Source organism: Filomicrobium insigne (assembly GCF_900104305.1).
In the GTDB taxonomy this organism is placed as follows: Bacteria; Pseudomonadota; Alphaproteobacteria; order Rhizobiales; family Hyphomicrobiaceae; genus Filomicrobium; species Filomicrobium insigne.
This window is the reverse complement of record NZ_FNJC01000004.1, coordinates 300,010-311,714: the sequence shown is the minus strand read 5'-3', so window position 1 is coordinate 311,714 and position 11,705 is coordinate 300,010. Positions and strand designations below refer to the sequence as shown.

Below are 11,705 nucleotides of genomic sequence, written 5' to 3'. Positions count from 1 at the left end.
CCGGTCACCGGCGCAAAAGGAGGGGCGCGACTTGGCCGCGCCCCATTTCACCTCGGGAGGAAGCAGAGCGGTTTTGCAAGCGTAGCACTGCACCGAGGCGTCAAACCAAGCTCACTATTGGATCTTGGAAACGTCGTAGACCCATTTTCCGGTCTTCTTAAAATTCTCCACGCGCTTGGCGTTCCGCTCTTCCATCGAAGCAATCGATGCCGACTGCTTGTTCAGCTCCTTGGGATCATGCTTGGGGTCATACTTGGAGCCGGCCACCTTTTCAGGATAGCCAGGCTTAGGCTCCCAGCAGTTGCCAGGGGCTTTGCATTTCGTTCCATCATAGGCCATTGCGCCTCCAGCAACGGAAAGCAGAGCAGCAGCGGCGATGACCGAAATCAATGTCTTCATTTTCGTTTCCTCCATGGGTCTTCAGGTCTTGCCAGTTCACCCGGCGGCCATGCGGCCACCGCTTCAATCCGCCAACTCGCAAAGGAAATTCCACCTACTTCGGACGGAAAGGATGAGCTCATTGCGCGGAAACTTTGCAGGCATCCAGAGCCGCAGTCTTTTGCTCCTCTGACGCCGAACTATTTTCTTCTGCGGATTTGTCAGGCTTGAATGGCGTGAAATTTTTCTTTTGCTCGTCAGTAAGCCAATCGGCCTCGGCCACATCACCAGTATAGAGATGACGAATCCAAGCCATCATCAGCAGCATTTCATCCAACTGCAGGTGGCTTCCATGCGGCCCCATCATGCCTTGCGCACCACCAAAGATTGTTTCGAACAATCCCTTGTCGGTTTTGTTTTTGGGATAGGTCCAATAGCTATCGTTCAAGCCCGGACCAACTTTGCCTTCGGCATAGTGACCGTGGCATCCCGAGCAAGCGACCAGATAAGCTTCTTCACCCTTTGGCAGACATTCCTTCACTTCCGTGTAGGGGTTGATTCCAGTCTGCAAGAATTGACGAACAGCCTCCGTATCGCGCCCCTCGGGCAGCGAGTCATCGAGATTGAGAACTTCACCGGTAATCGTGTGCCGGAATGTTACCTGGCCCGAAGCCACACCGAGACCAAACACAAACACTGCGCTGGCAGCCGCAGTCATGATCAGTGATTTTTTCATTACTGTTGGTCGCTTCTCTACCTTTATATCGCGTTGCGATTCACATCTGTTGGAGCGAGCAATCACGGAGTGCACGGCAATCGCAGCACGCACTCCAAGACCTGCGCGCTAGCTTCTCGATGACGTTTCAACGAGCGGGATCCCTTCTTCTGTCAGGATCTCTCTGATCTGCGGACGAGCCTTTTCGATCGCGAGATTTATGGCATCGAGCAATGCCGCATCTTCTTTGCGAACGGCGATCGACTGACTGAAGTGATGTGGAACTTTCTCGCCATCAACGCGAACGTTGTTGTCTGGGATGACAACCATCTTGAGCTTAGGATTCGCTTTGACGTACCGCGCCACCTCAGGGGCAAAGGCAACGGCAAGATCAGACGTGCCGTCGGCGACTTCCCCAATGAGCCGTTTTGGATCAATGCGGGTGTATTGGTTGCGACGGCTTTTGAAGTTCGTCAGCGAGTTCATGTAGTTGAAATGTACGTTGAAGAGATCAAGCTTTGTCAGCATGACCTGTGCGGGAGAACCGGGCACAAAACCGATCTTGTCCGCCTTGACAAGGTCAGGGCTTTCCCAACTGGTAATGTTGAGATCGGACTCGACGCGCTCAACGAAAACATAGGGCGCGCGATAATAGGGCTCGGACGTCGCGACCCGTTCGTCCCCGGTGTCGACCCCCATCACCACATCACACACGTGCATATTGAGCTTGTCGCGAACGAGGTAGATAGCCGGTTTGTTATGCCAGACGAACAACGGTGTCCGGCCCATCGCCTCAGCAATCGCTTTGGCTATCTTGTTTTCAAATCCACGCTCATCGCGCGTGGAATAAGGGTGCTCATTAGCTGCCGCGCAAACTCTAAGTATCGAGGGGTCCGGCGCGATATCTTGTGACGCCGTGTTCGCGGCCTTGACGGGGAAACCAGCGCCGACAGCCACTGCCAATGCGAGCGCACCGGGCAACCAGCACTCGACGCGCGAAAAGGATTTGGTACGGAACATGGACTGCTTCCTCTTTGTCTTGTGACCGCGTCGTTGATGTTCTTCTCCGTCTGCGTGCGAAGCCGCCAAAGGGTGCCAAAATCACACGGCGGTAGGACCAGCGGAGTTATTGGAGCAAGGGAAGCCGGAGGAGCACTCGGGAGATCGCGACCACCGGCTTCCTACGTCCACGAAGTCCCGACTACCGGAGATCCGGCAGCCGGGATCGAGACTGATGTAGGGTTAGCCCTTGCCACCCTTCCACTCGCCGACGGTCACGTCGTCATAAGGTCCCTTGCCATCGAGCGAGAAGACCGCGACACCGCCACCCATCTGCGTGTAGTTTTGAAGGTTCTTGAAGGCACCGACAGCACCCAGACCGGCAGTCGGATCCTGAAGATCGAACACCAGACCAACGCCCGGCCAACCACCGACGCCATACATGATGGAAACGAACTGCGTGCCGTTGTGCTCGAACGTCATCGGATGGCCAATCGACCCCGAAGGCAGCTTGGCTTTCCAAAGCAGCTCACCGGAGCGGCTATCACGAGCCTTCAGGAAGCCGTCGAGCGTACCGTAGAACACGAGGTTCCCAGCCGTCGACATGGTGCCGCCCCAAACGGAGAAGCGTTCCATTTTCTCCCATTTGTACTCACCGGTGATGGCGTTATAGGCCTTGATCTGGCCGAGGCCTTCATAACCCTGGCGATCACCCTTCGGGCCCGGATACATCCACAGGGTCGCACCGACGAAGAACTGACCGGCACGATAGGGAAGCATGAAGGGCTCCCAGTCCATGCAGATGTGGTTGATGCCCATGAAGAAGAGCTGCTTCTCTGGATCATAGCTGTCGTGACCCTGGTTGTGATAACCCATGGCCGACGGACAGATATCGGTCGCCTTGTGATCCATTCGCGTGGAGAACTCAGGATCACGAACCGGCAAGCCAGTCTTCAGGTCGACTGTCTTTACCCAGTTGACCGTATCATCAAGCTTGTTCGCCGAGATCAGCGTGCCGTCCTCGCGATCAAGCGTATAGACAATGCCGTTCCGGTCGGGGTGGGTCAGAAGCTTGCGCATCTTACCCGACTTGTCCTTCTGCTCAGAAAGCATCATGACGTTGACGCCGGCGTAATCCCACTCGTCGTGTGGGGTCTTCTGATAGCCGAACTTGGCCATACCCGTATCGGCATCCCGACCCCAAATGGTCATAGTCCACTTGTTGTCGCCGGGACGCATGGTCTCGTTCCACGGAGCTGGGTTACCCGAGCCGTAGTAGAAGAGCTCCAGGTCAGGATCGTACGCATACCAGCCCCAGTTCGTGCCGCCGCCGATCTTCCAGGCGTCACCTTCCCATGTGCCGGTGCCGAGGCCCTTCTGACCGTAGTGCGGATTGGCCTTATTGAAGTCGTCACCGATGCCGACATCGCCATCCGGACCCGTCGCGTACTTGCGCCACTTTTGCTCGCCGGTCTTAACGTCATAAGCCGTCACGTAGCCTCGAACACCGAGCTCGGCACCGGACGATCCGACAAGAACCAAATCCTTGATGACGTAAGGAGCGATCGTCAGCGTCGAACCAACTTTGATGTCCGAGTTTTCAATCTTCCAGCGCTCTTCTCCGGTCTTGGCGTCAAGCGCAACAACGTGACCATCAAGCTGCGTCTTCAAGATCAGCGGCTTCACATCACCGTCACCAGGCCAGTAGGCCAAACCGCGGTTCACGAGGTCGCAACACGCAACAGAACGCGCAGCGGGGTCTTGCTTCGGCTTGTGCTGCCAGATGATGCGGCCGGGGTCATTCAGATCAAGCGCAAAGGTATTATTCGGAAAAGACGTGTGCACGTACATAACCCCGTCGACGACGAGCGGGGTGCCTTCATGGCCGTGCAGAAGACCGGTCGAAAACGACCAAGCTTGGCGCAATTGTTTAACGTTGTCGGTATTGATCTGAGTGTTCGGGCTATAATTATTCGCGTGATACGTCTTGCCCGTCATAATCCAGTTGTCGTTGCTCTTTGAGAGCTCGACGAGCTTGTCGTTCGCGGTTGCGCCCGACACCCCGAGTGCCAACGCCGCAAGTGACGCAGACACTAACAGGGACGTTCTCCAGGATTTTTTCATTTATGGAAACCTCACGTTTCGTTCCCTAGACCAAGGCAATCACGCTCCCCAGCCTCCGACATCGCCGGAATACTGATGTGCCGAGCTGCCTTTGATGCGCGGTACAGGCGAGGACCGGAGTGGACATGCTCCGCCCGAAACCGATGCGGCAGATTCCACTTCCTGGAGCCGTTCTTTTTCGACACCGCGAAGTCGTATCCAACACGCAGCGCTACGCTAGAGCCGGCCCTAGCGCCCGTCTTTAGTCCGACTACCAGAACTGGCCGGGAAGAAGTGGCAACAAGGACTGCCTTTCCTCACCCCTCACAAAATCGTAACGATGTAACAGCTGAGGCCAGCCCCAAAACCGCTAAATACAAGGGAATGGCAATCCTGCCTTATCGGGCACGGAGCTCTGCGTAGCCTTGGCGATTCACCCGAATGAGGCTCAGCCGTGCGCCACAACGCTACCCACTTTGGTCATCGCCACCGCCCTGCCGTTAAGCGGGTTATGGCAGTCGCGTGCATCCTGACAAGCGCAGCCCTCGGCGCATGCTCTGACGATCCCGCCGAGACCATTGCCCAACACCCGGCAGCGCAAGAGGCCCCGGAGAAACCTCTGACGCAGGACCATTGGCTAGAAGCGAATGAAGGAACCAAACCGGAAGTGTGGCTTGCCAGCAGAATTGACGGTCAGAACGCAACGCCGGGGAGCCCAGCGGTTGAACGCATTGCGTCCCTTCTCAACACCGCTGCCGGGCAGTTTCGTGAATCACCAAGAATGATCGCCAATCGCGCCGTCCAACTCGAAGGCATGCTAGCGGAAATCGGTGCACCGGAACCAGCCATCGAGATCATCGAAGAACTCTCGCGAATTGTCGGCGAGAATACGCATGACGAAGGCTTTGGCTCTCTTTGCCAACACTATTTCAACCTGCGCACCGCAAACCACAATCGCGATCAAGCACTCGCTGATCTCAAATCGAGATATGGAGCGCAACAATGATCCTCACCGCTTCCGAAAGCGAATCCAAAGGCGGCGCGGAACTCCTGCCCAGCCTTATCAAACGCCTGCAAAATCTTTGGTACCGTCGACCGGTTCGCACTCAGATCCTCATCGCCTTCCTAGCCGTCACCGTCGTCACGTCGCTGTTTGCATGCTTTCTAAAAGTTCTGGACGCCGGAAACCGTACCCGCATCGAGATGCGCGCTTCCATGGATCTAGCGGAGAGTTTCGTGCGGGAAACGGCACGCTCTCTTTTGAACGAAACAGAGGCACGGAATCTGCTTCAAACTCTTGAGGCTCAACTCAAACATCTTCGCCACGTCCGAATAGAAGTGGTCAGAGCCAACGGAGAAAGGGGCCCGAGCAAAAACCGCCCGCCTCAGGAACCTTCGAACGAAAGAGAACCAGCTTCGGTACCGCGATGGTTCATTGAAATGGTTCGTCCACCGGCAAATAGATTCAACGTTCCGATAAGGGTAGAAGATCAGCCCATCGCAACCGTTCTGATCCAAGGCGAGCCTTCCGATGAAATCGCAGAAGTATGGAACGACTACCGCACGATGCTGCTACTCTGGATCGGCACAAATCTGCTTATGTTGAGTGCCCTATACGTCGTGCTCGGCCGCATCCTAGATCCCCTGGTCGGATTGGCCGGCGCAATGAAACGTTTGGAGCACGGTCACAGCGCAGTGCGCGTCGAACCTCCCAAAGTCCGCGAACTGCGCCTGATCGCCGACCACTTCAATCAACTCGCCGCAGCGTTGGACGCCGTAAATGCCGAAAACTCCCGCCTTTGTCGGGATCTCATCACCGTCCAGGAGGAAGAACGCCGACAAATCGCAAGCGAACTTCACGACGAAGTCGGCCCCTGCCTGTTCGGGATAATGGTCAATGCCTCATCGATCGAGCAGTACGCTCAACCACTTCCTGAAAAAATATCTTCCGAAATCGCTAGCAGAATCAGTGAAATACGGACGATCAGTGACCGGCTCAAATCCATAAATAGGCGGCTACTGAAAAAGCTCCGACCGATCGCTTTGGGCCGCATAACGCTCAAAGAGCTCATAACAAAACTCTCTAGCGAATTTGAGCTTCGTCACCCCAATATCAGGTTCAGCACGATCACAAACGATCTGCAATTGAGCTACGGTGAATCTATAGATCTCACCATTTACCGCTGTATACAGGAGGGCATAACAAACGCGCTGCGTCACGCTAATCCCAAGAATATCGTTGTCCAATTGGCTCATGAAACCATTACCGGCCCAGACGGCGAAGCCGCATATTCTCAGATTAGCCTCAACATTCGCGACGACGGAGAAGGGATCCGGGACCCTGCACCCAACGGGTTCGGATTAGCCACGATGCGTGAGCGAGTGCGCGCCCTAAACGGCACATTTTCACTTAGCGGCAATTGGCCCTCAGGCACCGCCATAGATATTACCGTTCCTGCGGGGTGCTCGACCGGCGAAAAAAGACTAGCTGCAGAATTTTTTGGAAACCGCGCATGACAAAAGTTCTCGTGATCGACGACCATCCCATCGTGCTTCAGGGTTGCAAGCGTGTGCTGCAGGACGCCCGCGTAGAGTTCGTCATTCAAGCGGCAAGCCTATCAGACGGCTTCCGCCAATATCGCGCCCAAAAGCCTGACGTTATCGTCGTCGATCTCGCTGTGAACACAGGCGCTCTCGATGGATTGAACTTCATACGCAGACTACGCATCCACGATAAGAAAACACCCATACTGGTTTTCAGTATGCACAGCGACCCGGTAATTGTGAGCCGGGCACTGGAAGTCGGCGCCAACGGCTTTCTCTTGAAAGACACATGCTCCGACGAATTCATAAAAGCGTTTCAGCGCGTACGGGACGGTGGCACTTACCTCAGCCATGAACTCGCATCGGAAGTCGCCTTCATCAGCGCGAGAGGATCAAATAACCCATTGAATACAATAACGATTAGAGAGTTGCAGACACTCTCTTTGATAGCTGAAGGCAAACCCTACAACATCATCGCGGAAGAACTGAACGTCAGCTACAAAACGATCGCGAACACAGCCGCGCAGATCAAAAACAAGCTTGGCGTACGGACACTGCCGGAACTGATGCGCATAGCCATTCAACATTTGCCCGCAACGTCGATCAAACGACATCTCTAACGTTCTGGCATGCACATAAAAAAGCGTGACGGCCGCAAGCGGCCGTCACGCCAGACTTATTCAAAATTGGAACGCTTAGATAACGTCGATCTCAGCTGGGAGATAGCTCGTAACTTCGAGACCAACTTCCTGCTCGCGAACCTGAGGTTTATTCCAAACCTTCATTTCTCGTTTCCTCCAAAAGTTTCACACAAACCGTTATGCTTCCCAATTATTTTTATGGACACATCGGAGAATGAGCGCAAGTCATGTTTTCTGATCGCATCGATTTGAGAAATAAAGTGACAAAACGCAATTTCTCTCAAGGCGCAATCCTTGCTGCGGCCACATTAATTTTAGGAGCTTCAATCGCAACGCCGCTGCGCGCTGCTTCTATTTGCGCATCCGTTATTGAGAGCGGATGGGCAATCGCATCCACGGAGTCCGAAGCGAAGAAGCGCGCAATCCTGTGGTGGTCATCACGCGCCGGCGCAAAAGGACCTGGCTATGAAAATTGGGATCGGGCCCAGCGCAAACGAACGCACTGCGAAGCCTATAAAGGCAATACCCGGTGCAAGGTGACGGCGGCCCCGTGCCTGCCTGAAGGACGTCTTCCAGATTTAAAACCGGGAGAAAAACACCTGGAACTCTAAGGCCCGACACGCATACAACAAGCAAACTTACCGCGTCGCAGGCACATCGATCTTCAGGTCCTCTCTCAATTGAAAGGTACCGTCGAAAAGCCGCTCATTCGGAGCATCGGGCTTGGTCACGATGTTCCGCACAGGCAGTCCCGTCTCCTTGTCAACGTAAAGCATTTGAACGTTACCCGGCACGGCTTCAGCGCCCGTTTTTGCCGCGACGGGAGGTAACTCCGTGCGGTACGCCACGTACTCGCCCCCCTCGAAAGTTTTCTCACCAAGACATTCATAAGCAGCATTCGCGCTTTTGTTTCCCGAAAGGGACTGGCGCATTTGCCCAGAAACCTCTTTCGCGAATTTGTCCGGCACCTTCGCCCAACCTTGTCCTTGATTTGACCAGGCTTCCGATCCAATTACGATCAGTTCAACGGTCCCAGCCGAAGTTCCCGTCTCGACTGTTTGATGCATACGATCCGGCGGCACATAATCAACCGACATGCTGAGCGAACCTTGATCGTTCACAATCTTCGTCATCATACGGAAAGCAGCTGCCCGCCTGAGCTTTGCAAACGCCGCATCAACCTCTGCGCTACAGTCTGCATGGGCACTGCGTGCAGCACCCAAAATTGAAAGAGCCAGAACCCCGCAAAAAACAAGACGACGATGCACGTTCGGCTACTCCTGCCTAAACATTGGGAGGGCGAGGCTTCGCACACGCGCCGAGGCGTGTCATGGCACAAACTATTGCCGAGTTTTCCCGTTCGAACGCAGTTAGCGTCGGATCGCCTCTCGCTCTGTCACGACAACGTCCATCGCAACGTCATAGGTCTGCGGATATATGGTCGGAATTTCCATGACACTGTATCCGACACCGACAGTTAGCGGACGGTTCGTGGCGCATGCCAACGTCCGATCAAAGTAGCCACAGCCATAACCCAGCCGGTAACAAGCTCTATCAAACCCAACGACAGGAGCGATAATCACATCCGGCGTCACAGCCGCCGCACGGTGCGACGGAACAGGGATGTTCCATATGCCCTTCTCGAGCGGTTCGCCTTTTCGCCAGAGGCGGAAGATCAGCGGAGCTCCCTTCTGTTCCACGACAGGTAAAGCTCCGGTGCCCCCGCGCATCTCCAGAGCTTCCAACCAAATGCGCAAGTTCGGCTCCCCACGCATCGGCCAGTAAGCGCTGACCACCTTTCCCTCCACGCCGCCTATAATTTCGTCGAGCCGCGATACGATGGCGTCTGCATGCGCCGTACGCTCGACAACCGGCATCGCAAGCCGCGCATCTATGAGCCGAAGACGCTCGCTGCGTCTCCAGCGTGAGACGTCCTGCTGCTGTTGCACATCAAGCCCCATGTAGGCCGGGTCTATTTCATGCATGAGACAAGGTGGAGATGCGTAGCTACCGCCTTCATCGCGATCATCATCTCTCCCGGACATACGACGCTCCTGGCCAATTTCGACGTGCCTTTGCTTCACGACGGATGCTTACACCTCGATCCCGCCGACATGAGGTGAACCGTCTTGAGATGAAGCGCTATAGAACTCGACATAAAATCGGACAGCACCTAACGGCTCCACCTCGTGCGCCTCTTCCGGACGAACGATGCCTGTCACACCTGGTGAAAGGATCTGCTCGGAAAGCGGCTCTAAACACCGGTAGCGCAAACGCCCTTCGACGACATGGATCACCGCCCAAACACCAGCCTTGGTCCTGTGTGTTTTGCGTAAACCGTTCGGCAAAGTGTCCTGGTCGAAAACCGGCGTTTTCCGGTAAGCGACCAGCCCCTCGGGCAACTGCTCGTCAATCACTTTTGCCACCAGAATAAAACATGCATTTGAAATACCACTTTATGGTGGCATAATCGACGGCGCAACGAGTTATTCGGGAGGCCCGACGGATGCGCCTTACGATGTATACGGACTACGGACTGCAGACGCTGACGCGCTTAGCTGCTGAGCCAGAAAGAGTTTTTTCTATCGACGAGATCGCCAAAGAGTTCGCGGCCTCACGCAATCATCTCGTTAAAGTCATACGGGATCTGGCCCAATGCGGCGTTCTTGAAGCTCAACATGGCAGCACAGCACGCGGATTTCGCCTCGCACGTGATCCTAAAATGATTACGCTCGGAGAAATCGTCCGACTTCTAGAGTCGCGCAAAGCAACACTCGAGTGCCTCAGAGCGGAAGAAGCGACCTGTCCACCCTCCGAAAGATGCCGACTTAGCAAAAAGCTAAACGCCGCCCGCGAAGCCTTTCTGCGAGAACTCGACACCACGACGCTCTTCGACTGCGCATTGGTCCCGAGAAACCGAACCCAAGACAAACACACCGCGGAAACAAGACACGGCGCAACTTCAGATTGCGTGTGAGAGGATCGTTGTGCGATGGGCATCCACCTAAAGCGCGCCTACGATCCACCCTCATCCGGTGATGGCATACGCATTCTGGTCGATCGCATCTGGCCGCGTGGGGTTACCAAGGAACAAGCCGCATTCGACCTTTGGGCCAAAGACCTTGCTCCCTCCGCGGAACTCCGCAAATGGTTCGGGCACGCGCCCCAACGTTGGGAGGAATTCCAACGGCTCTATCGCATTGAACTTGAACAGCACGAAACCGCGCTTGACGATCTGCGCAAACAAGCTGCCGCCCAAAGGGTGACGCTCGTTTTCGGCGCTAAGGATCGCAAACACAATCAAGCCGTCGTGCTCAAACAAGTTATAGAAAATCAAACTTAGCGATCCATCGGACCTTCGTCCTGACGCGAAAGCCCCGTAGCCCCTTCCAAATCAGCATCCGTCAAGTCTGCCCCCGCGAGGTTGGCACCCGCAAGATCCGCACCTCTCAGATCAGCGCGCGAAAGGTCTGCATCGGAAAGATTCGCACCACGCAGATACGCATTCCGAAACTTCGCAAATGTCAGCGTGAGCCCCGCCATATTGGCATTCACCAGCTTAGCCCCCGTGAAGTTAACATGCGCCAGACCATGGGTAGGCGTGCCACCCAAACCACGTTCTGAAGCCGGCGCAAAGTCTGCCCCCGTAAGGTCTGCACGACTGAAATCAGCTCCGCCAAGTCGCGCTGTAATCCGAACACCACGAAGATCAGCATCGCGAAATAACGGCAAGTCCTGCGCAACAAAACGAAGGTCGGGCGCCACACTCGGCCTCAGGATCGATGCGTTTTGTAAAGCCGCTTTTGTAAAGTCGGTACGCACGAGAACGGTGCGGTCAAGCACAGCCCCCGTCAGATCAGCGCCTGCAAGATTGGCTGCAGTCAAATCCGCGCCAAATAAATTGGCGCGCGACAGATCTGCCCCTTTAAAATCTAGCCCTGAGAGATCAAGCCCACGCAGGTCGCTGCCCGACAAATCTACCCGCTCTCCCGCCTGAGCCAGAAAGAGAGTACGGGCCACATCTCGGACCGTCTTCTTGGACACTGTCTCCGCTGACGCCACAGTCCACAAGAGACAAACTGTCGAAGCCGTAAGAACGGCCCACCGCACCCAACGCATTACGTTGCGAAAAACCCGGTAGAAGACATAGCTTACCGCATTGGCTCCAGCGGAATTCGGATGCAATGTCATAGTTGTCCTCATGCGTTGACGCGTCCTGAGAAGCAGCAACAGGTCGGGTTTGAAACCCACGAAGCAAACTAGCCGAATATCGAACATGCTTTCCATAAGATATCAATGAACACACATATTTAGTAGCATCATCA

14 protein-coding genes are annotated in these 11,705 nt (G+C 55.1%); 5 read left to right on the top strand and 9 right to left on the bottom strand.

Going from position 1 to position 11,705, the window contains the following annotated elements; translation table 11 throughout:
* Nucleotides 1–114: 114 nt before the first annotated feature.
* From BLS30_RS15160 to BLS30_RS15145, 4 genes are all read right to left on the bottom strand, one after another.
* On the bottom strand, nt 115–399 hold the full coding sequence (locus tag BLS30_RS15160) for a methanol dehydrogenase [cytochrome c] subunit (RefSeq protein ID WP_046480360.1): 285 nt from the start codon (nt 397–399) through the stop codon (nt 115–117).
* 118 nt (nt 400–517) lie between these two features.
* Nucleotides 518–1,114, bottom strand: a complete 597-nt coding sequence (gene moxG, locus BLS30_RS15155) for a cytochrome c(L), periplasmic (protein WP_046478395.1) — start codon at nt 1,112–1,114, stop codon at nt 518–520.
* Between the two features lie 108 nt (nt 1,115–1,222).
* Entirely contained in the window at nt 1,223–2,113 is an 891-nt protein-coding gene (moxJ, locus tag BLS30_RS15150; protein WP_090230005.1) for a methanol oxidation system protein MoxJ, read from the bottom strand.
* A gap of 222 nt (nt 2,114–2,335) precedes the next feature.
* The gene (locus tag BLS30_RS15145; protein ID WP_090230003.1) at nt 2,336–4,216 is read right to left on the bottom strand and encodes a methanol/ethanol family PQQ-dependent dehydrogenase; all 1,881 of its coding nucleotides are present in this window, start codon (nt 4,214–4,216) and stop codon (nt 2,336–2,338) included.
* A 433-nt stretch (nt 4,217–4,649) separates the two neighbouring features.
* Here BLS30_RS15145 and BLS30_RS15140 point away from each other — a divergent pair, with 433 nt between their 5' ends.
* From BLS30_RS15140 to BLS30_RS15130, 3 genes are read left to right on the top strand one after another with little or no spacing between them, the layout of a single operon-like run.
* A complete protein-coding gene (locus BLS30_RS15140; protein ID WP_090230000.1) occupies nt 4,650–5,201 on the top strand; it encodes a flagellar basal body L-ring protein FlgH in 552 nt (183 codons plus the stop codon).
* Nucleotides 5,198–6,712, top strand: a complete 1,515-nt coding sequence (locus BLS30_RS15135) for a histidine kinase (protein WP_090229998.1) — start codon at nt 5,198–5,200, stop codon at nt 6,710–6,712. Before BLS30_RS15140 ends, BLS30_RS15135 begins: the two co-directional genes overlap by 4 nt.
* Nucleotides 6,709–7,359 (top strand): response regulator transcription factor, encoded by a 651-nt coding sequence (locus BLS30_RS15130; protein ID WP_046478391.1) that lies wholly within the window; start codon nt 6,709–6,711, stop codon nt 7,357–7,359. The genes BLS30_RS15135 and BLS30_RS15130 overlap by 4 nt, the downstream gene beginning before the upstream one ends.
* Before the next feature lie 75 nt (nt 7,360–7,434).
* Here the strand turns inward: BLS30_RS15130 and pqqA are convergent, their stop codons facing one another.
* The 4 genes from pqqA to BLS30_RS15105 form a co-directional block, all read right to left on the bottom strand.
* Nucleotides 7,435–7,524 carry a pyrroloquinoline quinone precursor peptide PqqA gene (gene pqqA, locus BLS30_RS15125; protein ID WP_046476472.1) on the bottom strand — a complete coding sequence of 30 codons (90 nt, stop codon included), beginning with the start codon at nt 7,522–7,524 and terminating at the stop codon, nt 7,435–7,437.
* 494 nt (nt 7,525–8,018) lie between these two features.
* Nucleotides 8,019–8,648, bottom strand: coding sequence for a hypothetical protein (locus BLS30_RS15115; RefSeq protein WP_139165370.1), 630 nt, complete (start codon nt 8,646–8,648; stop codon nt 8,019–8,021).
* Nucleotides 8,649–8,750: 102 nt separating this feature from the next.
* On the bottom strand, nt 8,751–9,425 hold the full coding sequence (locus tag BLS30_RS15110) for a 5-formyltetrahydrofolate cyclo-ligase (RefSeq protein WP_090229990.1): 675 nt from the start codon (nt 9,423–9,425) through the stop codon (nt 8,751–8,753).
* Between the two features lie 48 nt (nt 9,426–9,473).
* On the bottom strand, nt 9,474–9,797 hold the full coding sequence (locus BLS30_RS15105) for a TehB family protein (protein WP_244512468.1): 324 nt from the start codon (nt 9,795–9,797) through the stop codon (nt 9,474–9,476).
* An 89-nt stretch (nt 9,798–9,886) separates the two neighbouring features.
* Between BLS30_RS15105 and BLS30_RS15100 the strand changes: the two genes are divergently transcribed.
* Both BLS30_RS15100 and BLS30_RS15095 read left to right on the top strand, forming a co-directional pair.
* The gene (locus BLS30_RS15100) at nt 9,887–10,357 is read left to right on the top strand and encodes an RrF2 family transcriptional regulator (RefSeq protein ID WP_046478388.1); all 471 of its coding nucleotides are present in this window, start codon (nt 9,887–9,889) and stop codon (nt 10,355–10,357) included.
* Nucleotides 10,358–10,372: 15 nt separating this feature from the next.
* Complete coding sequence (locus tag BLS30_RS15095) at nt 10,373–10,723, top strand: DUF488 domain-containing protein (protein WP_090229987.1); 351 nt, start codon at nt 10,373–10,375, stop codon at nt 10,721–10,723.
* Here BLS30_RS15095 and BLS30_RS15090 read toward each other — a convergent pair.
* Nucleotides 10,720–11,571 carry a pentapeptide repeat-containing protein gene (locus BLS30_RS15090; protein ID WP_170832489.1) on the bottom strand — a complete coding sequence of 284 codons (852 nt, stop codon included), beginning with the start codon at nt 11,569–11,571 and terminating at the stop codon, nt 10,720–10,722. The genes BLS30_RS15095 and BLS30_RS15090 overlap by 4 nt on opposite strands.
* Nucleotides 11,572–11,705: the final 134 nt, after the last annotated feature.

Excerpts from the sequence above, each read along its gene's own strand:
- BLS30_RS15160 (WP_046480360.1), bottom strand. The coding sequence starts at position 399 with ATGAAGACATTGATTTCGGTCATCGCCGCTGCTGCTCTGCTTTCCGTT.
- moxG (WP_046478395.1), bottom strand. The coding sequence starts at position 1,114 with ATGAAAAAATCACTGATCATGACTGCGGCTGCCAGCGCAGTGTTTGTG.
- moxJ (WP_090230005.1), bottom strand. The coding sequence starts at position 2,113 with ATGTTCCGTACCAAATCCTTTTCGCGCGTCGAGTGCTGGTTGCCCGGT.
- BLS30_RS15145 (WP_090230003.1), bottom strand. The coding sequence starts at position 4,216 with ATGAAAAAATCCTGGAGAACGTCCCTGTTAGTGTCTGCGTCACTTGCG.
- BLS30_RS15135 (WP_090229998.1), top strand. The coding sequence starts at position 5,198 with ATGATCCTCACCGCTTCCGAAAGCGAATCCAAAGGCGGCGCGGAACTC.
- BLS30_RS15130 (WP_046478391.1), top strand. The coding sequence starts at position 6,709 with ATGACAAAAGTTCTCGTGATCGACGACCATCCCATCGTGCTTCAGGGT.
- pqqA (WP_046476472.1), bottom strand. The coding sequence starts at position 7,524 with ATGAAGGTTTGGAATAAACCTCAGGTTCGCGAGCAGGAAGTTGGTCTC.
- BLS30_RS15110 (WP_090229990.1), bottom strand. The coding sequence starts at position 9,425 with ATGTCCGGGAGAGATGATGATCGCGATGAAGGCGGTAGCTACGCATCT.
- BLS30_RS15100 (WP_046478388.1), top strand. The coding sequence starts at position 9,887 with ATGCGCCTTACGATGTATACGGACTACGGACTGCAGACGCTGACGCGC.
- BLS30_RS15095 (WP_090229987.1), top strand. The coding sequence starts at position 10,373 with ATGGGCATCCACCTAAAGCGCGCCTACGATCCACCCTCATCCGGTGAT.
- BLS30_RS15090 (WP_170832489.1), bottom strand. The coding sequence starts at position 11,571 with ATGACATTGCATCCGAATTCCGCTGGAGCCAATGCGGTAAGCTATGTC.